This window comes from uncultured Psychrosphaera sp. (assembly GCF_947500655.1).
In the GTDB taxonomy this organism is placed as follows: Bacteria; Pseudomonadota; Gammaproteobacteria; order Enterobacterales; family Alteromonadaceae; genus Psychrosphaera.
Map to the genome: position 1 here is coordinate 105,510 of NZ_CANMSK010000002.1, position 19,610 is coordinate 125,119.

General features: G+C 37.7%; 20 protein-coding genes. 10 read left to right on the forward strand and 10 right to left on the reverse strand.

Annotated features, from left to right (window positions below):
• Nucleotides 1-87: 87 nt before the first annotated feature.
• The 3 genes from Q0940_RS02625 to Q0940_RS02635 all read right to left on the reverse strand — a co-directional run bounded on the left by Q0940_RS02625 (nucleotide 88) and on the right by Q0940_RS02635 (nucleotide 2,932).
• Complete coding sequence (locus Q0940_RS02625; protein ID WP_299263509.1) at nucleotides 88-585, reverse strand: hypothetical protein; 498 nt, start codon at nucleotides 583-585, stop codon at nucleotides 88-90.
• Between the two features lie 164 nt (nucleotides 586-749).
• A complete protein-coding gene (gene gorA / locus Q0940_RS02630) occupies nucleotides 750-2,102 on the reverse strand; it encodes a glutathione-disulfide reductase (RefSeq protein ID WP_299263511.1) in 1,353 nt (450 codons plus the stop codon).
• 182 nt (nucleotides 2,103-2,284) lie between these two features.
• Complete coding sequence (locus Q0940_RS02635; protein WP_299263513.1) at nucleotides 2,285-2,932, reverse strand: thiol:disulfide interchange protein DsbA/DsbL; 648 nt, start codon at nucleotides 2,930-2,932, stop codon at nucleotides 2,285-2,287.
• Nucleotides 2,933-3,148: 216 nt separating this feature from the next.
• On the opposite strand from Q0940_RS02635, the gene prlC reads away from it, so the two are divergent.
• The 5 genes from prlC (at nucleotide 3,149) to Q0940_RS02660 (ending at nucleotide 7,884) form a co-directional block, all read left to right on the forward strand.
• A complete protein-coding gene (gene prlC / locus Q0940_RS02640; protein WP_299263515.1) occupies nucleotides 3,149-5,200 on the forward strand; it encodes an oligopeptidase A in 2,052 nt (683 codons plus the stop codon).
• 146 nt (nucleotides 5,201-5,346) lie between these two features.
• Nucleotides 5,347-6,066, forward strand: a complete 720-nt coding sequence (locus tag Q0940_RS02645; protein ID WP_299263517.1) for a DNA-3-methyladenine glycosylase I — start codon at nucleotides 5,347-5,349, stop codon at nucleotides 6,064-6,066.
• Nucleotides 6,056-6,859: a class I SAM-dependent methyltransferase gene (locus Q0940_RS02650; RefSeq protein WP_299263519.1), complete on the forward strand. Its 804-nt coding sequence runs from the start codon at nucleotides 6,056-6,058 to the stop codon at nucleotides 6,857-6,859. Before Q0940_RS02645 ends, Q0940_RS02650 begins: the two co-directional genes overlap by 11 nt.
• Before the next feature lie 183 nt (nucleotides 6,860-7,042).
• Nucleotides 7,043-7,516, forward strand: a complete 474-nt coding sequence (locus Q0940_RS02655) for a peroxiredoxin (protein WP_105051229.1) — start codon at nucleotides 7,043-7,045, stop codon at nucleotides 7,514-7,516.
• Between the two features lie 68 nt (nucleotides 7,517-7,584).
• A complete protein-coding gene (locus Q0940_RS02660) occupies nucleotides 7,585-7,884 on the forward strand; it encodes a cysteine-rich CWC family protein (protein ID WP_299263522.1) in 300 nt (99 codons plus the stop codon).
• 62 nt (nucleotides 7,885-7,946) lie between these two features.
• On the opposite strand, the gene Q0940_RS02665 is transcribed toward Q0940_RS02660, so the two are convergent.
• The 3 genes from Q0940_RS02665 to rarD form a co-directional block, all read right to left on the reverse strand.
• Nucleotides 7,947-8,498 (reverse strand): hypothetical protein, encoded by a 552-nt coding sequence (locus tag Q0940_RS02665; RefSeq protein WP_299263524.1) that lies wholly within the window; start codon nucleotides 8,496-8,498, stop codon nucleotides 7,947-7,949.
• An 85-nt stretch (nucleotides 8,499-8,583) separates the two neighbouring features.
• Nucleotides 8,584-9,684, reverse strand: coding sequence for a YHYH protein (locus Q0940_RS02670; protein WP_299263526.1), 1,101 nt, complete (start codon nucleotides 9,682-9,684; stop codon nucleotides 8,584-8,586).
• Between the two features lie 112 nt (nucleotides 9,685-9,796).
• Entirely contained in the window at nucleotides 9,797-10,705 is a 909-nt protein-coding gene (rarD, locus tag Q0940_RS02675; RefSeq protein WP_299263967.1) for an EamA family transporter RarD, read from the reverse strand.
• A 211-nt stretch (nucleotides 10,706-10,916) separates the two neighbouring features.
• Here rarD and recQ point away from each other — a divergent pair, with 211 nt between their 5' ends.
• Nucleotides 10,917-12,719: a DNA helicase RecQ gene (gene recQ / locus Q0940_RS02680; protein ID WP_299263528.1), complete on the forward strand. Its 1,803-nt coding sequence runs from the start codon at nucleotides 10,917-10,919 to the stop codon at nucleotides 12,717-12,719.
• Between the two features lie 130 nt (nucleotides 12,720-12,849).
• Here recQ and Q0940_RS02685 read toward each other — a convergent pair whose 3' ends face one another.
• Nucleotides 12,850-13,152 (reverse strand): cytochrome c, encoded by a 303-nt coding sequence (locus Q0940_RS02685; protein ID WP_299263530.1) that lies wholly within the window; start codon nucleotides 13,150-13,152, stop codon nucleotides 12,850-12,852.
• Between the two features lie 181 nt (nucleotides 13,153-13,333).
• On the opposite strand from Q0940_RS02685, the gene Q0940_RS02690 reads away from it, so the two are divergent.
• Nucleotides 13,334-14,809: a protein adenylyltransferase SelO gene (locus tag Q0940_RS02690; protein ID WP_299263532.1), complete on the forward strand. Its 1,476-nt coding sequence runs from the start codon at nucleotides 13,334-13,336 to the stop codon at nucleotides 14,807-14,809.
• Between the two features lie 64 nt (nucleotides 14,810-14,873).
• On the opposite strand, the gene Q0940_RS02695 is transcribed toward Q0940_RS02690, so the two are convergent.
• The 3 genes from Q0940_RS02695 to Q0940_RS02705 all read right to left on the reverse strand — a co-directional run bounded on the left by Q0940_RS02695 (nucleotide 14,874) and on the right by Q0940_RS02705 (nucleotide 16,742).
• Nucleotides 14,874-15,767 carry a cupin domain-containing protein gene (locus Q0940_RS02695; protein WP_299263534.1) on the reverse strand — a complete coding sequence of 298 codons (894 nt, stop codon included), beginning with the start codon at nucleotides 15,765-15,767 and terminating at the stop codon, nucleotides 14,874-14,876.
• A gap of 117 nt (nucleotides 15,768-15,884) precedes the next feature.
• Complete coding sequence (locus Q0940_RS02700) at nucleotides 15,885-16,232, reverse strand: DUF6404 family protein (protein ID WP_299263536.1); 348 nt, start codon at nucleotides 16,230-16,232, stop codon at nucleotides 15,885-15,887.
• Between the two features lie 42 nt (nucleotides 16,233-16,274).
• Nucleotides 16,275-16,742 (reverse strand): DUF523 domain-containing protein, encoded by a 468-nt coding sequence (locus tag Q0940_RS02705; RefSeq protein WP_299263538.1) that lies wholly within the window; start codon nucleotides 16,740-16,742, stop codon nucleotides 16,275-16,277.
• Nucleotides 16,743-16,849: 107 nt separating this feature from the next.
• Between Q0940_RS02705 and glmU the strand changes: the two genes are divergently transcribed.
• The 3 genes from glmU to Q0940_RS02720 all read left to right on the forward strand — a co-directional run bounded on the left by glmU (nucleotide 16,850) and on the right by Q0940_RS02720 (nucleotide 19,595).
• On the forward strand, nucleotides 16,850-18,208 hold the full coding sequence (gene glmU, locus Q0940_RS02710; RefSeq protein ID WP_299263540.1) for a bifunctional UDP-N-acetylglucosamine diphosphorylase/glucosamine-1-phosphate N-acetyltransferase GlmU: 1,359 nt from the start codon (nucleotides 16,850-16,852) through the stop codon (nucleotides 18,206-18,208).
• A gap of 102 nt (nucleotides 18,209-18,310) precedes the next feature.
• On the forward strand, nucleotides 18,311-18,748 hold the full coding sequence (locus Q0940_RS02715) for a potassium channel family protein (RefSeq protein WP_299263542.1): 438 nt from the start codon (nucleotides 18,311-18,313) through the stop codon (nucleotides 18,746-18,748).
• Nucleotides 18,749-18,932: 184 nt separating this feature from the next.
• Nucleotides 18,933-19,595: a YoaK family protein gene (locus tag Q0940_RS02720; RefSeq protein ID WP_299263544.1), complete on the forward strand. Its 663-nt coding sequence runs from the start codon at nucleotides 18,933-18,935 to the stop codon at nucleotides 19,593-19,595.
• The last annotated feature ends 15 nt before the right edge of the window (nucleotides 19,596-19,610 follow it).

Here is a 19,610-nt window from a genome sequence, read left to right on the forward strand (position 1 = left end):
ACAGTAACCTTCTAGGTTAAAGCTACGATCTACTCTTGATATCAAACTCTTCGGCAGAAATTGGGTGTATTGCTACAAATAGACTAATTAAAAGCTATATAAAACAGTAATACCTACTGTAGATTGATAACCATCTGTGTATGAGTTTGTTCCACTTCCCATATCAAATTTAAAAATAAAACCAGAGTTATTTATCCCCCCATAAGCGTAACTGTAAGATATGCCTAAACCATTTAGAGTTTTTTGTCTAATAGGAGCTAATGAGCAATTCGCGATATATTCACCAAAATCATTTAAGAAGTCTTGTGAATTATTATAAGCACAGCCTGTTGACTTGGTTCCGACAGCCCCAATAAACAAACCTAACAAATGACTATCATTGAAAACTGCTTTTTCTAGTCCTAAAGAGTAACCGTCATCTAAACCATATTTATAATTAAGGTAAAGCTTGTAATCATCATTAACGGCTGTAGAAACCTCCGCTACTAGAAAATAAGGGGCACCAAAACCTAATGAAACATCAAATTCTTTGGCATTAGCATTAGTTTGATAAAAAATGATTAAAAATAATAGTATGAATCGCATTTCTCTATCCTTGTATACGAAGTATGAATGTTTATCTAATACTATGTTAAATAAGTATAAATTATCAACGTTTTTTAATATGTCTACAACTTGTATAAAAAAGCCTAATAATGTTTGTGCATTATTAGTCTATATAAGAACAGAGATTTACTAGTTAATATGCACTAGGTTAAAGTAACAAACTCTTCTGCTGATGTTGGGTGAATAGCTACACAAGAATCAAAGTCTGCTTTGGTTGCGCCCATTTTCATGGCTACACCAAATCCTTGTAGAATTTCATCCATACCAAGGCCAATACCGTGAATACCAACAACTTTTTCATTGTCGCCGGCACAAACTAATTTCATTTTAGTCATTTGACGATGTGACGTAACCGCTGTGTACATAGCAGCAAAGCTTGATGTATATACTTTTACATTTTCTTCACCATATTCAGCAATTGCTTCTGGTTCAGTTAAGCCCATAGTCCCGATAACTGGGTGACTAAATACCACCGTTGGGACGTTGGTGTAATCCATAACCACGTTAGTAATTCCACCAAATAAACGTTCTGCCAATATACGACCAGATTTAACGGCAACAGGTGTTAACTCTATCTTGCCAATAATATCGCCAAGGGCATAAATGCCTTTCACGTTGGTTTCATGATGTTCATTTACTGGAACATAACCACCTTTTGCCAATTCAACGCCAGTAGATTCAATATTAATATTGCTGGTTGCAGGTGTACGACCAATAGCCCAAATAACACAATCTGTTTCAACGCTTGTGCCATTTTCAAAATGAAGTACCAAGCTGCCGTCAGCTTGTTTAACAACTTTAGACGGTGTGCTTTGAGTTAATATCTCAATGCCTTCCTCAGTCATCATTTCCGCTAAGGTTTCTGACAATATTGGATCAAAGTTACGTAATGCCATGTGTTTACGTACGGCCAATTTAGTTTCAGTACCAAGGCTGTGCAATACGCCAGCAAGTTCAACGGCAATATAACCTGCACCAACAACAACGGTACGTTTTGGTTGTTCTGTTAACGCAAAAAATCCGTTTGAATCGATACCAAGTTCAGCACCTTCAATTTCTGGCCAAGTTGGGCTACCGCCAGTGGCGATGGTAATATGATCGGCTGTGTATTGTACGCCATTAACTTCTACTGTTTTTGCATCAACAAACTTAGCAAAACCATCTATAACGGTAATATTGTTGTTGGCTAATACTCGGTCGTAAGAACCATGAATACGTTTAATATAAGCTTCGCGGCTTTCTACTAATTTGCCCCAATCAAATTTATTAACGGTGACATCAAAACCATAATCTGCACTGTATTTATGAATGGCTTCAGCGACTTGAGCACCAAACCACATAGCTTTTTTAGGAACACAACCAACATTTACGCAAGTCCCACCCATGTGTTTTTCTTCAATAAGTGCGACTTTAGCGCCACGCATAGAGGCTCTGTTTGCTGAGGCAATACCGCCGCTTCCGCCACCAATGGCAATGTAATCAAAATGTTGTGTCATGTATGAATTCCACTCTTGAATTAAAGTAATAAGGACAATAGATATAGGATATGGCTTTAACCATAGAAAACCAAATGAAAAAAGTCGATAAAGTTAATCGGTTTATTTTAAAAAGGCGATTAATATCACCGACTATAGATCTAATAGTGATAAGACCTTACATTTGATGAAAAACATTCAAACTAAGCCGTTTTTGTTAATAAAAAACTAATTAACTCTAAGTATTCTTTTTGAGTTTTTAACGCTTGATGGTTCGGTTTGAATTTACCGTTGATAATTAATGTTGGCACGCTGCCAATGCCTTGCTTGCGTAATGCGCTGGTTTTAACTCGCATAGTGTTGGCGGTCATATTTACCTTAAAGCTGCCAAAGGTCTTATCAAATTCTACACTGTCTACTCCGTTTAACAAAAACAGGTTTTTAACCTCTTTTGCTGTAGAGAAGTCAGCTTTGCCTTTGTGGATATAAGAGAAAATAACGGCAACCATTTTATCTTCAATATTTAATAATCTTGCGGTAACCAAGGCCTTGGTCAGTAGATGCTCAACTTCAATGCTTCTACCAGGCATACCATCCACATGAGTTTTAACAAATTGACTTGGCTGCTCTAATAATTTTTTTACGTTACTCATAAAAGACTCTGCTTTGTAGCAGTGTGGGCAATAAAAAGAGAAAAACTCTGTAACTTGAGGTGTGCTAGTTTGCTTTCCCTCAATTTCAATATAATGCTCACCAAGTATAAATTGCTCGGTTTCATTTGCTTGAGCTGGTGTAATAACAAAGTAACTAATTAATAGAAATAACGACGAAGCGATAAACTTAAACTTCATATTGAATCCTTTATGAATTATTTTCGAACCTCATTAGAAGTTTTACTTAGGTAAAATTCAAGTAAAGATTCTAATAATGTATATAAGTCGCGATGAAAATCAGCGGTTTAGGGCAATTATCTTTGCACATATAAGTCACCTACCCCTTGTAAAACTGTGATCTAGGTACTACTTATTTAGTATTATTCGAATAATCATAAAAATTATTGAGAACTCATGTCTGAACAAAATAATCCGTTATTAGCCAATCTGAACTTACCTGCATTTTCTAAGATCAAACCAGAACATATCAAGCCAGCAATAGAGCAATTAATAACGGAATGTAAGGCCGCTATTACAACTGCGGTTGAACAAACTTCGCCAACATGGGAAAACTTAGTGTTAGCGATTGATGAAGTTGACGACAAATTAAGTAAAGCGTGGTCGCCAGTCTCTCATATCAATTCTGTTCTTAGCAGTGATGAACATCGTGAAGCGTATGAGTCATGTTTACCTTTGTTAACTGAGTATTCAACTTATGTCGGCCAGCACAAAGGTTTATATCAAGCATATAAAACGTTAGCGGAGTCTGCTGAATTTAAGTCTTTTAACACCACACAACAAAAAGTGATCAACAACGCATTACGTGACTTTAAATTGTCGGGTATAGACTTAGATACAGAGAAACAAAAACGTTACGGTGAAATCCAAACTCAATTATCTGAGTTAAGTTCAACCTTTAGTAACAATGTTTTAGACGCCACAAGCGCTTGGCAAAAAGTGATCACAGACGAGTCGGAATTAAAAGGCTTACCAGATTCAGCCATTGCTGCAGCAAAACAAATGGCAGAAATGAAAGAGCTTAAAGGCTGGTTATTTACTTTGGACTTTCCAAGCTATTTGCCAGTAATGACGTATTCAGAAAATGCTGAACTACGTGAAAAAATGTACACTGCATTTGCTACTAGAGCGTCTGATCAAGGCCCTAACGCTGGCGAGTTTGATAACTCAGAGATTATTGATCAGCTGTTAGCACTGCGTCATGAGGTATCTAATTTACTTGGTTTTGATACTTATGCGGATAAATCTTTAGCCACAAAAATGGCTGAAAACACTCAGCAAGTTATAGGCTTTTTAGATCAACTGGCAGAAAAATCACACGGCCAAGCAAAGCAAGATTTAGCTGAATTAACGGAATTTGCACAAAAAGAATATGGCGTAAGTAAGTTAAATCCTTGGGATAACGCGTTTTACAGTGAAAAACTTAAGCAACAAAAATACGCAATATCAGATGAAGAATTACGTCCGTACTTTCCAGAAGACCGAGTATTGTCTGGCCTATTCACAACAGTAAATAAACTATTTGGTATAACCGTTACAGAGAAAAAAGATGGCGTAGATACATGGCATAAAGACGTACGTTTTTTTGATATTAAAGATGCTGACAATAATTACCGCGGTAGCTTTTATTTAGATTTATACGCCCGTGAGAAAAAACGTGGCGGCGCTTGGATGGACGACTGCAAAGGCCGTGCAATTTTAGCTGACGGCTCATTACAAACGCCGGTTGCGTATTTAACCTGTAACTTTAATCAGCCAATTGGCGACAAAGCGGCACTATTTACTCACGACGAAGTGATCACCTTGTTCCATGAGTTTGGTCACGGTATTCACCACATGCTGACTCAAGTGGATGAAGCGGCTGTTTCTGGCATAAACGGTGTTGCTTGGGACGCGGTTGAATTGCCAAGTCAGTTCTTAGAAAACTGGTGTTGGGAAGAGGAAGCGTTGCAGTTTATTTCTGGTCATTTTGAAACCAATGAACCATTACCAAAAGATATGTTAGATAAAATGTTAGCTGCGAAAAACTTCCAATCAGCCATGATGATGGTACGCCAGATAGAATTCAGCTTATTTGATTTCCGTATTCATGCTGAATTTAATCCTGAAACGGGTGCTAACGTTCAACAAATATTAGACGATGTACGCGACAAAGTTGCGGTTATTAAGCCACCTGCGTTTAATCGTTTCCAACATGGTTTTGGTCATATATTTGGTGGCGGTTACGCGGCGGGATATTACAGCTACAAATGGGCAGAAGTATTATCTGCCGATGCATTTGCTAAGTTTGAAGAAGATGGAATATTTAATCCAGAAACCGGAAAACAGTTCTTAAATTGTATTTTGGAAAAAGGTGGCAGTGCGGAGCCAATGGAATTGTTTAAAAACTTCCGTGGCCGTGAACCGCAAATTGATGCTCTGTTACGTCATAGTGGTATCGCTGCTTAAATATAGCCCTGTAAAATAACGCTTTCATTATTTATAGAGTGACTTTGATAGTTATTCATATAATTATGTAGTGTATTTGTTAACTAAGCTCCCACACTCAAGGTGGGAGTTTTGCATTTCACACGTGACTAAATTGATCAAAAAATATGACTGAAATTAAAAACCTAGAACCTTTTGCTGACATTCTCAAACGTGCCTCTGAACGTAAAGGCTCTGAAGACTTTGTGTTGGATATGGCCGGACAAACCTTTACTAAAGAAGAGTTGGCGCAAATTCCAGATTCTATGTGGTTGGCTGCGTTTACCAAGCAAATTTTCCAAAGTGGCTTTGTTTGGCGCGTGGTAGAAAATAAATGGGCTGGTTTTGAAGAGGTGTTTTTTAATTTCGACATTGAAAAAATGTTAATGATGCCGGACGAAATGTGGGAAGCTAAATGCAAAGACGAACGCATTATTCGCAACGGTAAAAAAGTCATGACCATTAAAGATAACGCGCAAATGATCTTTGAAATTGCTGCAGAGCATCGCTCGTTTGGTAAGTTTATCGCTAATTGGCCAGCACAAGATGTCATTGGTTTGTGGGCGTTTTTGAAAAAACGCGGTTCACGTCTAGGTGGTAATACCGGGCCTTATGCGTTACGCCGTTTGGGTTATGATACCTTTTTAATTAGCCAAGACAATGAAGCGTATTTTAGAGCGTATAAACATATCGACGGTGGCGTGAGCAGTAAAAAAAGCCAACAAACCATGCAAGACTGTTTTGATACTTGGCAGCAACAAACCGGTTATTCATACCAAGCATTAAGCCGAGTATTGTCATATTCTGTGGGTGATAACTTTGTTGGTGTTGATACTAATGGCAGATAAATCCGACAAACCACAATCTAATCCAGTTCAGTTCGTAAACTGGCGTGCCGCTCCGCTCGAAATTATTGATTTAGCAGAGTCGTTCGGTTGGAACATGACAAACAAAGCGCCAACCGATAATCAGCTTTTTGCCGCCTTTGATGACGGTAAATTGTTTTTAACCCGCGACAGTAAAACTAAAATCTTTGTTGATTTTGCTGAGGGCGCAAGCGCGCATAGGCAAAAATTTGGTGGTGGAAAAAATCAAGCTATCGCTAAAGCAGTGGGATTAAACAAAATAGACTTAGATAAAAAATCATTACACGTATTTGATGCCACTGCCGGTATGGGAAAAGACGCATTTGTATTAGCGTCTTTAGGTTGTAACGTTACTTTAGTGGAACGCCAGCAGCCGATTTATGCTTTATTGGTTGATGGTTTTCGCCGAGCCAGAATCTCGGCACACTTACCTTGGTTTGATGAGCGTATGCAGTTAATTAATGCGCCAGCACAACAAGCCTTAACGCAGGCTATTGAGAATAAACAACAAGTAGATGTAGTGTATTTAGACCCTATGTTTCCTCATCGTGAAAAGTCCGCAGCGGTAAAAAAAGACATGGCTTTGTTCCAAACTTTTGTTGGAACAGATGATGATGCGGACGAGTTATTACCAAATGCGTTAAAACTGGCAGATAAACGTGTTGTGGTAAAACGCCCAGATTACGCTCCGTTTTTAAATAACCAACAACCGAGTACACAAATTAAAACTAAGAAAAATCGATTTGATGTGTACGTCAATGCCGCCATGGCATAGACGGGTTGTTAATGTTATTTATCTTTATGAGATCCTATCTAACACCAAAATAGGTTATAATCCGAAAACATTTGGCCTTACCGATAAAATAAATACAATTTATATTGTGGTTATTATGTAGGTTTAGGAAGCCAAATTCGCTTAAGAATAATCCGCGAAAATAAGAAAAATACAGGAATTATGATGATAGAAGTAAACACTAAGCTACCGAGTGTGCAGTTTCAATATTTTGTTGATGGTGAAATGATCACCGCTACTACGGAAGAATTATTTGCTGGAAAAAAAGTGGTTATGTTTGCCGTTCCAGGTGCATTTACACCTACATGTTCAAACAGTCACCTTCCAGGTTATGTTGTTAATTATGAAAAGTTTGCTGAAAAAGGTGTCGACACCATTATTTGTTTATCAGTAAACGATGCGTTTGTGATGGATGCTTGGGGTAAAAGCCAAAATGCTGAAAACATTATTATGCTTGCAGACGGCGGCGCTGATTTTACTAAAGAAATTGGCTTAGAAGCTGAAACCGGAATTTTCGGTGGCACCCGTTCTCGTCGTTACGCTATGGTTGTTGAAGACGGTATGGTGCAAGTGTTAAACGTAGAAGAACCTAAAGAGTTTGAAGTAAGCGACGCGGAAACAATTTTAGCTGCGCTTTAAAAATTGATGCTAATATATTTGTTATATTAAAAACTCGGCCTTAATGGCCGTTTTTTTATGGGGTGAAGATGAATAATTCAGTTGAGAAAATTAATCCTGCACAAGAGACTAATTCAAAAGAAACTCTTAATTTAGAACAAGGCGTTAACCCACAATTATGCCCTTTATGCGCCAAAGATAATGCCTGTGGTAATGTTATTAACAATAGCCTTGCTTGCGACGAAAAAAATAAACTCACCTGCTGGTGCCAAGACCCAAACATTCAATTTCCTCCACAGCTTTTACAACAAGTGCCAGACGAGCTAAAAAACAAAACCTGTATTTGCCAGTCTTGCGCAAAAGAGTTTATGTTGGAATCTGGCGAGTAAGTTTGTAGTTACAGACTTCAAATATCTTTGTAATAAATTATTTGATTGTGCTATTAATAAAATTATTGGCTAAAAAAGTTAACAATACTGCCGGAGAAGTTATTTTCTTTATTTAATAAATAACGCTTATTCTTATCACCTTGGATCAATCTTAATATATTATTGTGCGATAAATTTTCAGACATATTGGTTAAATGAAAATCCATTTTAGATATATTTTCAGGCATTCCTTTAATTTGAAAAATAACCACACTTAAGTGATCATTCAACTTTATTCTACCCTTTCCAAGACTTAGTTTTGCTGACTCAATAGTAATATTTTTATCATCAGAGCCTGTGATCTTTATATCAAAACCTTGCTTTATATATTCAATAACCTTTTGTTTATATTTAACACTGTGAAGGTCTGCTTTAGGTGCATCTTTAATACTTGCTTGTAATGACTTATCTAAGTTAGATAAAGGTGTCATTACCTCATACATCCATTGTTGATCTTTAATTTGCCTTATTTGAAATGTTGCTATGTTAGTGTCATGAGCAAAGGTGGGGACTGAGAAAGAAATAATAAATATGGAGATAAACAACAACGAAATAAAACGGTTTATATTAAACATCAAATTTTTGCCTCGCTTTACCATACATGTATTGGTAGTAAAAAAGTAGTTCATAGTCACCAGACTATGAACTGTTTATTGATACTTACTCCACAGTAACACTGCGGTCGACAAAACTGCCCATTAAGCAAGGTGGAAGATTTGGAGCGCCACCTTCTAATGCATGGTAGTGATACACACCATCAGGGAATTCATCAGTTGTGTGACTGTGACCATTACATTCATCTACCGTTGCTACTGTATCTGGCAGTGTATCTACAGCATCAACTGAGTCATAAGCGCCATAAATTGGATAACCATCTTTGGCAAGCCCTGCAAAAGATGTCGGTTCATCATAATCTATAAATGAGTTACTACAGCTAATACCATATTGTTCTGTGAAGTCGTAATCTTCAGACTCGTAAACCGTGTTAATAGATTGAGGAATAAAATGCCAATGGTAATAACCTGATGGATCTGGATGTCCTCCACATTGATCGAGTGCTGGAATATTACCGCTACCAGTTCCGCCAACACCTTCTTCTGCAACGGTTACACTAGGTGGATTTGCCGTAAGCGGTACGCCGTTAACACCCACACCTAAACTGTCAATTGTACCTAGCTCGTATGGTTCACTTCTTAATTCAGGAGTAACAGGAATTAAAAAGGTAACTTCTAAAGTAGAGTCAAAGCCAGCAGACAAACAGTAGCTAAAGCCCTCTTCTTCACTACCTTGGGTTAAGTCGCTCATACGGATGTTGCCATCTTCATCGACAATATCGTATCCGTCAGCATCCATTCCTTGAGCCGCGTCTACTAAAGATTGAAAGCCTGGATTAGTAGCGCCGTCATATACACCAAGACCAGACTCTGAACGATCGGTTGTTATTGTATCTGGACAATAAGGACCCACAGTACCTTCACCTTCAGTGTCACCTACGGTATTGGAATTAAATGTTAATTGATAACAAGTGGTTGAGCTGCCATTTTCAAGTGTACAGTCTACTAACTCTTCTGATGTCGTTGCAGTATCAAATAATGCACTTTGGTAGTTACCAGTAGCATCGGCTACTGTGTCCGATCCAGTTGTCGTTGTATCATCAGATGTAGTATCGCTGTCATCGTCGCTTCCACAACCACCTAACATTAAGGTAAGTATAAGGACTGACGATAACGTTATAGTGTTTTTCTTATAAGATGAACTCATAAATGGTAACTCCTGATTAAATAGCCATTATCATCCTAATGTGAGAATGTGTAAGCATTGTGCAAGCAATCGTATAAATCACATTAAAGTAAGTAAACATAATAGTTCATGTTTACCTATTGGTTTGTATTCTTCGGTCTTTTTTCATTTTCAAAATACTGGCAACGGAATAAATAATTAACGCCATCCAAATAAAGCCGAACGTAACCCAACGATCTTCCCCAACTTTTTCACCATAAATAAACACAGCAAACATAAACATAATGCTTGGGCCTATGTATTGGAAAAAGCCCATGGTGGAGTAATTTAAGCGTCGTGCTGCGGCAACAAAACATAAAAGTGGCGCTGTGGTAATAAGACCTGCGGCCATTATTAATAAGTTAAAACCTATGCTGTTATTAAGCATGTTGCTGGCGTCAGTTGGCACCATAAACCACCAATATATTACCGCAGGAATTGTTAGTAACAATGACTCCATTAATAAGCCAGATACGGAGTCTACAGATACAGTTTTACGGATAAGGCCATAAACTGAGAATGAGATGGCAAGTGCAAAGGCAACCACAGGGAATGAGCCAAAAGTGACCACTTGAATAGTCACGCCAATAAAGGCTAAAGCAACGGCTGCATATTGTAATTTTGATAACCGTTCACCCAAAAATAACATACCTAAGGCTACGTTTAATAAAGGGTTTATGTAATATCCTAAGCTGGCATCCAACAGGTGATTGTTGTTTATTGCCCAAATAAACAACCACCAGTTAAAGGCAAGAATTGATGCGCTGGCAATTAATATGAGTAGAGTTTTAGGCTTTTTAAGGATATTGGAAATTTGTATCCAATTTTTTTTCACCGAGATAATGATGACTAACAACAACGAAGACCAAATGATCCTGTGCATTAATATTTCCGTTGGAACCATTGAATTTAATAACTTGAAATAAGCCGGGATTACTCCCCACATTAAGTAAGCTGCAATAGCTAAAAGTACACCTTGTTTAGCGTTTGTATTCATTAGGATCTACTTCTTGATTATCTGGGTAAATGAAATGACAGTTAGTGAAGTTATACTATTCTAATTTCGCACTAACATGTAATAAATGACGGTCAGCATTACAGAAAATAAAAGATAAACAAGCCTTATATAAGATTAATTTTTCTTTCACAGAAAATAGCTTAGCAATGCTACAATATAGCCATATTGGCTTTCATAAATTAATAGTTAACTTCTTTTGTCATTACCTGAAAACACACCTTTATCATTATTAAATCAAATCTTTGGTTATGAGTCATTTCGTGACGGCCAACAAGAAGTGATTGACGCCTGTTTGTCAGGAAAAGATTCTTTGGTGTTAATGCCAACAGGTGGCGGTAAAAGTTTGTGTTACCAAATCCCAGCTTTATTACAAAGCCATATTACCGTAGTAGTGACACCGTTATTATCTTTAATGAAAGACCAAGTAGATCAACTGCTTGAGTTAGACATCGCCGCAGCGTTTATTAATAGCCAACAAGACAGGCAAGAACAAATTCAAGTACTTAACCAAGTACAACATGGCGAAGTTAAAATAATTTATGTATCGCCAGAGCGCTTGTTACAACCTAGTTTTATGGATCATCTTAAGTTTTGTGGCGTGAGCTTGTTCGCTATAGATGAAGCACATTGTTTATCCCACTGGGGACATGACTTTAGGCAAGACTATTTGCGCTTACATTGTATTAAGCCCAATTTTCCAAACACGCCGATTATGGCGTTAACCGCCACCGCAGATAAATCCACTCGTTACGACATTAGTTATCAACTACAAATGCAAGACCCGTATATTCATGTGGGTAGTTTTGACAGACCAAATCTTAGATACACTATTGAAGAGAAATTTAAGCCGTTAAATCAGTTATTAACTTTTTTAGGTACTCAGTCAGATAATTGCGGAATTGTATATTGTTCTAGTCGTGCTCGTGTTGACGATATTGCGGCTAAGTTACAAGCTAAAGGCTTTAAAGCTGAAGCCTATCATGCAGGTTGGGATACTTCTCACAGAGTGGCGGTACAAGATAAATTCCAACGTGACGATATTCAAATTGTGGTTGCTACCATTGCTTTTGGCATGGGTATTAACAAACCGAATATTCGTTTTGTAGTGCATTATGATTTAGCTAAAACCATAGAAAATTATTATCAAGAAACTGGCCGTGCAGGCCGAGATGGTTTACCAGCAGAATGTTTGCTGTTTTTTGACTCTGCCGATGTGCCAAGAGTAAAACGTCTTATTAACGACAACCCAAATGAAGATCGTGCCAAAGTAGAGTTACAGCGCTTTAATGCCATGGTTGCCTTGGCTGATGGGCAAACCTGCCGTAGACAAGTATTGCTCAATTACTTTAATGAATACAATAATGACTCTTGTGGTAACTGCGATATTTGTTTGGATCCGCCAAAATCATTCGACGGAACTTTATTAGCACAACAAGCTTTATCTTGTGTTTATCGTAGCGGACAGCAGTTTGGTATTGGTCATGTTATAGATATTTTACGTGGTAGCCAAAATGTAAGAATTAAAGATCATGGGCACGATAAATTAAGCACGTATGGTTTAGGTAAAGACCACAGCCAAGAATACTGGTTAAGTATAATGCGTCAGCTTATTCATCAAGGTTTGGTAGAGCAAGATATTAGTCAAGGAAGCCGTTTGTTGTTAACAGAATTGGCTCGTCCGTATTTAAAAAGTGAAAAAGTATTAGGCTTAGCCGTACCAAGAATTGGTCGTACGCATTTATATGAAAAACCAAATAAAGTGAACTATGACAAACACTTATTTGCTCGTTTAAAAGGCTTAAGGAAATCTATCGCACAAGAACATGATGTACCACCATTTGTGGTATTCTCGGACGCAACTTTGGTAGATATGGCTAATAAGTTACCAACGAATCCAAGAGCTTTTTTGGCGGTTTCTGGTGTCGGTGAAACTAAACTGCAACGTTATGGAACAGCGTTTTTACAAGTTATTGAACAACATTTGGCTGGTGGCAATTAGCCGAGTTTGCACTCAATAGCTTCAGATACAAAAATGCGACTTCAATATCAAATCGAAATCGCACATTTTTATGAAAACTTAAGCTATGTAGTAAGTTTAATTTGAACTGATTTAGTACAAATTTGACCGTTTACTTTAATGAAGCAAAATAAGCAGAAACATTAGCGATATCAGCATCCGATAACGGCATTGCCATTGCGGTCATTACAGGATCTTTTCTTTCGCCAGATTTAAATGCCTTTAATTGCTTAACTAAGTAAGCTTCTTTTTGACCAGCAAGGTTTGGATACATAGGGATCGCGCTGATACCCGCTGCACCATGACAAGCACCACAAACGGCAGAAGCTGCTTTTCCTGCTGCAATATCTGCGGCATTTGCGTTAAATGCAAAAGAGCCGATTAAGGCAGTTGAGATAAGTAATAATTTTTTCATAAAAACTCCAAATGTAAGTTTTAAATTTATAAGATGTTATTCACTATAAACTAGCATTTATTAAGGTAATGTCGAATAGAGAATTGCCATCTTATAGTAATAAACGTTCTATTCATTAAGTTAGATCAACCTTTTATACTAATTATATTAATTAAATAAGCTAAGGCCATGGGCGAAAAGTATGTCAGACAACAAAATACAGCTAAACCTAAAGCATACTTACGCAGATAACGTCGGCGAACTTGCGTCTTTTATTATACCAACTAAATTACCAAACCCTGAGTGGGTAATAACAAGTAACGAAGTCGCTGAGTTATTGGAATTACCTGATTCAGTATTCAGCAATAGTGAATACTTAAATTGGTTTAGTGGAAATAGTTCACTAGCCAATGCTAAACCCCTTGCACAAAAATATACAGGTCATCAGTTTGGCCATTACAATCCAGACTTAGGTGATGGCCGAGGCTTATTATTAGGCGAGTTACAAATTAGCACTAACCGTTGGGATCTTCATGTAAAAGGTGCAGGACAAACACCTTATTCTCGTTCAGGTGATGGACGAGCGGTGTTACGCAGTAGTATTCGTGAGTTTTTAGCATCGGAAGCCTTACATCATTTAAATATTCCAACTAGTCGCGCATTAGGCGTATTTAAAACCTCAGAAGGTATTCAGCGAGAAACCTTAGAGCAAGGTGCTGGGCTTATTCGTATTTGCCGGAGTCATCTTCGTTTTGGTCATTTTGAATATGCGTTTTATCAAAATGATACTGAGTTATTCGAGTCGCTGGTGGATTATACTTACAGTGATGTTTTGCAATTGGGGTCATTAAAATCAGAATCATTAACCATACAAGATAAAGCGTTAGCTGTTTTTGAGAATGTAGTGAAATCAACCGCCCTGTTAATTGCCAAGTGGCAAGCGTTTGGATTTTGTCACGGGGTGATGAACACAGATAATATGTCGATTTTGGGTATTACCTTTGATTTTGGTCCGTATGGATTTTTAGATGACTTTGACTCTAAGCATGTTTGTAATCATTCAGATTATAATGGACGTTATGCCTTTGACGAACAACCAGGTGTTGGTTTGTGGAACTTAAAGGCACTAGGTCATGCATTCTCATCTTTACTAAGCAAAGATCAGCTAGTGGAATGTTTAGCGCAATATGAACCTATTTTAGTTAATGAATACTCAGGCCTAATGCGTCATAAATTAGGTTTATCAAAAAATGATAAAGGCGATCAGGTTTTATTAGGTGAGTGGTTGGGGTTATTACAAAAAGATAAACGCGATTACACTAATTCTTGGCGTTTATTGTCAAATTACGACGGTAGTAATGATGCCAGCATAATTGATCATTTTATTGATAGAGCGGCTGCGAGTAAGTGGCTAGAAAAATACAAACACCGTTTGTTATTAGAAAAAGATGACACGCAAGTTAGAATGCAAAAAATGAAAGCGGTAAATCCAAAATACATCTTACGAAATTACTTGGCCCAACAAGCAATTAAAGCCGCAGAAGCGGGTGATAATGCAGAGTTAGAAAGCTTATTTGAAGTGTTAAAACAGCCTTTTGACGAACAACCAGAATTTGAACAATACGCACAAACACCGCCCAATTGGGGCAAAGAGCTGTCTATAAGTTGTAGTAGCTAATTCGCCTCAGTACTACAACTTGTCATATATCGAACTAATAAAAGTATTAACTAGCAAAGCACTCTTAATTAGCAAAACCTTGGGGCATTGTGGTTTCATGCTCGTTTACCGATAATTTTTTAATGATGTCGGTTTTATTAGGGTACTGTTTAATTAGTTCATCGGCTAAACCTGCTTCAAAACATGTTCCGGTAAACCCTGGTGCCATAGTGCAACCAAATAATGCGTATCTTCCACCTTCATTTAGACAGCCAGCTTGCCAGACACCCGCAGGGATCACATATTGGATTTGCTCACCTTCTGCTATGTTTGAGCCCATAACAACATCTTCTGTTGTTCCATCTGGGTATAGCAAATAAAGGGTAAATGTATCGCCACCGTAAACATGCCAAACTTCATCAAAATCCAGTTTATGAAAACACGACACACTTTCTGGTTCATTAGCATAAAGGCCGATCATCGCAGTTCCTGCTGGACCTTTATCTATAGATTTTTGCTCAGCCCGCCAAGTACTTTTAAATAAAGTACCTTCTACTGGGAGTCGTTCAAAACGGTAATGTCGCAGCATAGCAACCGTATCTGGATGGATTGGCTTTTGGTTAAACCTGCTTACATCTACCACATCGACAATAGCATCTACATTTAACGCACCATATAAATGCGGGAATGACTCTGTGCTGAAAAAGGCACTGACCAAATCATCATCATTAAAGTCTCCAACCGCACCTTCATAGATAAGTTCGGCATTAAGTAAACTGACATCAATAACCAATAATTTTAAGTCAGTCTCTTCAGGGTAAAAGGCATTTACAACTTCGCTGACTTGGTGAGGTTGACACAAGTGCATAAACCCTTCTTCTTTAACACTTGGGTGCTCATACTCAGTTTGTTGCAAAATATCGGCCGTTAACTCTGGTGAGGCAATGCAAAAAACACATGTTTTGATGTCGGATGGCATTTAAGAACCCTATCTTATTTGGTGTATTTGTATGTTTTGATTATACGCAGCTATTACATTTATACGCCGCAATAAAATTAGTTTTTACTATAAATATTAGTTAAATACATTTGAAAATTATAAATCTTTCCACTTGCTTAACTTATGTTTAGCAGCGCTTCTTTTATAATACAGAGCCATTATTAAACCAAATAATATACCAGCAACAATACTAGTCACAACGGCATTTACTATTGGTAAACGATTAGTACTCCAAGTTGTAAACCACATCAATAAGCCCCAAATTAAGCCAAAAAAGACTGCTGAAAAAGTGAAGTTTTTAATAAAGCTATTGTATTGGACTGGTTTGATTTTGAGTCCTAACTTTCTTAATTGAACAAATATTGGCGGATTATAATTAGACTCACGCATACCGGTTTTCGCTAACTCTGCTTGTGCTTTTTCTAGTTTTGCTTGATATGACATTTTTGGCCTCGCTACTTTATGTTACGGAAAATTGGGTTTGATTTAAGTTCTATTTATTTTTATAGCTTGCATTAACTGCTCAATTTCAAGCTCTGAATACACCTTAATACTATGTTTGCTAAGTAACTCGGCAGTCATACCTTGCCCTACTATTAAGGTATTGTTGAACTGGCCATTGTAAATTTTTTGATTACCACAGCTTGGGCTGTTGGCTTTTAATAGTGCAATTTTAATATCATGTTGTTGGCACAAATCTAATGCTTTTTGTGCACCAATATCAAATTCTTGAGTCACGTCTTGGCCAGTTATTGTTATTACTTTATCTTGTTGACGTTCCGCTGGATCCCTTGGCGTTGGCAATCCACCTTCTTGTTCAGGGCATATGATCACGATACGGTTTTGTTGTTGTAATTGCTGTAACCAAGCTAAGTTTTTTAGCGGCGTACTTTTCCCGTCGTACCGTACTGGATAACCCAATAAACAAGCTGAAACCAATATTTTTTCTGACATATATTACTCTTTGCGTTTTATACAAATTTTTCTTTTAAAAAGAACTGCCTATTTTTATTACAGCCTTTATAATAGCTTTGATTTTAAAAGGATATGAGAAAAATAAAATGAGTTTATCTGTTGTAATTCTTGCCGCCGGTAAAGGCACACGTATGAAGTCTAGCTTACCAAAAGTACTGCATCCAGTTGCCAACAAGCCTATGGTACAGCATGTTATTGATGCAGCTAAAGAATTAAATTCTGAAAATACCACGGTTGTTTATGGTCATGGTGGCGAACAATTACAGCAAGCATTAAGCAGCAATAAAGTGCATTGGGCATTACAGGCTGAGCAACTTGGTACAGGTCACGCAGTAAAAGTAGCAGACAATTTTATGCCAGACTCAGGCACAATACTTATCTTGTACGGTGACGTACCTCTTATCCAAACATCCACATTACAACGTTTATTGGCGATAAAACCTGAACAAGGTATTGCGCTATTAACGGTTAAATTAGATAACCCATCAGGTTATGGCCGCATTGTCCGTGAAAATGGCAAAGTGGTTGGTATTATTGAACAAAAAGATGCAAACCCAGCACAGCTTGAAATTGATGAAGTTAACACTGGCATTATGGCAGTTAACGGAAAGTTATTAAAAGACTGGTTAGCTAATTTATCCAGCGACAATGCCCAAGGTGAATACTACTTAACAGACGTTATCGCAATGGCACATAAAGCAGGTTTTGCTATTGAAACTGCACACCCTGACACAGCATTAGAAGTTGAAGGTGCAAATAACCGTGTTCAATTAGCCACATTAGAACGTGAATACCAACGCCGTGAAGTTGAAACTTTAATGTTAGCCGGCGCGTCCATGCGTGACCCTGCAAGAGTTGACGTTAGAGGGAATGTAACCGTAGGACAAGACGTTGAAATAGACGTTAACGTTGTATTTGAAGGCACTGTTGTTATTGGTAATAATGTAAAAATCGGCCCTAACAATGTACTTAAAGATTGCACTATTGGTGATGGCACTGTGATTGAAGCCAATTGCTTAATAGACCAGGCACAAGTTGGTGAGTATGCTCAAATTGGTCCATTTGCTCGTTTACGTCCAGCGGCTATTGTTGGCAATAAAGCCAAAGTTGGCAACTTTGTTGAAATGAAAAAATCGACATTAGGTGAAGGCTCTAAAGCAAACCACTTCTCTTATTTAGGCGATGCAACTATCGGCCGTGGCGTTAATATTGGTGCTGGCGTGATCACAGCTAATTACGATGGCGTAAATAAGTTTAAAACAGAAATTAAAGACAATGCGTTTATAGGTACTAACTCAACATTAGTGGCTCCAATTTGTATCGAAGAAAATGGTTTTGTCGCCGCAGGTTCAACAGTTACTAAAGGCGTAGCTGAAAATGGTTTGGCCATTGCCCGTGGTAAACAGCGTAATATTGATGGCTGGAAACGTCCGACAAAAGGCTAGTTTTTAAATTAAGCATAATTAATATGTTTGAGACCCTATACGCATAAACGTGATTGGTGATTTAAGCTTTCCTTACCTTTTAGTTAAATTAAGTTGGCAATAATGTTTTCAGTATTTTTTATAAATTGTTTAGTGATCGTGATTGTTGTACTTGTGCATTATCAATTTCTATATCGTATCGTTAAGTTTCTCCCCAAAATGCATGTGAAACATAGCTTTAGAATTGTCTTTGGCGTTTTTGGTGCGTTAGTCGCACATGTAATAGAAATCTGGATTTTTGGCATCGCATTTTATTGGATGGATATAACCGAAGGATGGGGGCATTTGGTTGGAAATGTTAATGGCCAGCTTATGGATTGTGTGTATTTTTCATTCACGGTTTACACTACCGTTGGTTTTGGTGATATTGAACCTCATGGTCCTTTACGATATTTAACTGGAATTGAGTCATTAACCGGACTTATGTTAATCACATGGACTGCTTCATTTTTGTACCTAGAAATGCAGAGATATTGGAGCCAAGATCTAAACGTTGACTAGTGAAATTAAACCCAGGCGTGGAATTGGCAATAATGTGTGGTTGCATCTGGTGCCGTAGTAACAAAAAGCTTTGGTGATAGTGTGGCAATCCGGCTAGAGTTCTTAAATAAATACCAGAGCTAGCGCAATAGCTAAGACTCAGTGAGAGGTATTTTATTTAGGCACTTATTAATGGAGGAATACTGTGATTTCAAAGTTACCCCGTTGGGTAGAATACGGTTCATTTTTACTGGCTTTAGTTGCTGGGTTAGTTAACTCTATTGGTTTGTTAGGTTTTAAACATCAGGCAATCTCTCATTTGTCTGGTATCACCACGCTTGTTGGTACTGGGATTGTAAACTCCTCCATATTTGATGTTCTGCACTTAGTTATTGTTCTTGTTAGTTTCTTAATTGGTTCTGCGGTTTCTGGCTATTTCCTCCATGGCGGAGCACTAAAGCTAGGGCGGAATTACAGTAGTTTATTACTTTTGGAAGCTGGTTTATTGTTAGGAACTATTTACTTCTTAACTAACGATTCCTTGTTTGGTCATTATCTAGCATCTGCCGCTTGTGGTTTACAAAATGCGTTAGCAACCCGATACAGTGGCGCCGTTGTTCGCACCACACATGTCACCGGAATCTTTACCGATTTAGGCATTATGCTTGGCTTAAAATTAAAAGGTGAAGACTTTGATAGCCGCAAAGCATTATTGTTCTTATTAATCATTCTTGGTTTTATTTTAGGCGGAGTTTGTGGTGCGTATTTATTTGCGCTAATGAAGTTTTATGCTTTATCTGTCCCAGCAGGAATTTGTTTATTGTTAGCCTTAGCATATGCAATATACAGCTCTAGAGTAAATGAATAGTCGAGTAAGAATTAT

What these genes read in the sequence shown, in the direction of transcription:
- Q0940_RS02690 (WP_299263532.1), top strand. Translation starts at nt 13,334, where the DNA reads ATGTCAGACAACAAAATACAGCTAAACCTAAAGCATACTTACGCAGAT.
- glmU (WP_299263540.1), top strand. Translation starts at nt 16,850, where the DNA reads ATGAGTTTATCTGTTGTAATTCTTGCCGCCGGTAAAGGCACACGTATG.
- Q0940_RS02715 (WP_299263542.1), top strand. Translation starts at nt 18,311, where the DNA reads ATGTTTTCAGTATTTTTTATAAATTGTTTAGTGATCGTGATTGTTGTA.
- Q0940_RS02650 (WP_299263519.1), top strand. Translation starts at nt 6,056, where the DNA reads ATGGCAGATAAATCCGACAAACCACAATCTAATCCAGTTCAGTTCGTA.
- Q0940_RS02655 (WP_105051229.1), top strand. Translation starts at nt 7,043, where the DNA reads ATGATAGAAGTAAACACTAAGCTACCGAGTGTGCAGTTTCAATATTTT.
- gorA (WP_299263511.1), bottom strand. Translation starts at nt 2,102, where the DNA reads ATGACACAACATTTTGATTACATTGCCATTGGTGGCGGAAGCGGCGGT.
- prlC (WP_299263515.1), top strand. Translation starts at nt 3,149, where the DNA reads ATGTCTGAACAAAATAATCCGTTATTAGCCAATCTGAACTTACCTGCA.
- Q0940_RS02695 (WP_299263534.1), bottom strand. Translation starts at nt 15,767, where the DNA reads ATGCCATCCGACATCAAAACATGTGTTTTTTGCATTGCCTCACCAGAG.
- Q0940_RS02665 (WP_299263524.1), bottom strand. Translation starts at nt 8,498, where the DNA reads ATGTTTAATATAAACCGTTTTATTTCGTTGTTGTTTATCTCCATATTT.
- Q0940_RS02700 (WP_299263536.1), bottom strand. Translation starts at nt 16,232, where the DNA reads ATGTCATATCAAGCAAAACTAGAAAAAGCACAAGCAGAGTTAGCGAAA.
- Q0940_RS02670 (WP_299263526.1), bottom strand. Translation starts at nt 9,684, where the DNA reads ATGAGTTCATCTTATAAGAAAAACACTATAACGTTATCGTCAGTCCTT.
- Q0940_RS02705 (WP_299263538.1), bottom strand. Translation starts at nt 16,742, where the DNA reads ATGTCAGAAAAAATATTGGTTTCAGCTTGTTTATTGGGTTATCCAGTA.
- Q0940_RS02685 (WP_299263530.1), bottom strand. Translation starts at nt 13,152, where the DNA reads ATGAAAAAATTATTACTTATCTCAACTGCCTTAATCGGCTCTTTTGCA.
- Q0940_RS02645 (WP_299263517.1), top strand. Translation starts at nt 5,347, where the DNA reads ATGACTGAAATTAAAAACCTAGAACCTTTTGCTGACATTCTCAAACGT.
- Q0940_RS02625 (WP_299263509.1), bottom strand. Translation starts at nt 585, where the DNA reads ATGCGATTCATACTATTATTTTTAATCATTTTTTATCAAACTAATGCT.
- Q0940_RS02660 (WP_299263522.1), top strand. Translation starts at nt 7,585, where the DNA reads ATGAATAATTCAGTTGAGAAAATTAATCCTGCACAAGAGACTAATTCA.
- Q0940_RS02635 (WP_299263513.1), bottom strand. Translation starts at nt 2,932, where the DNA reads ATGAAGTTTAAGTTTATCGCTTCGTCGTTATTTCTATTAATTAGTTAC.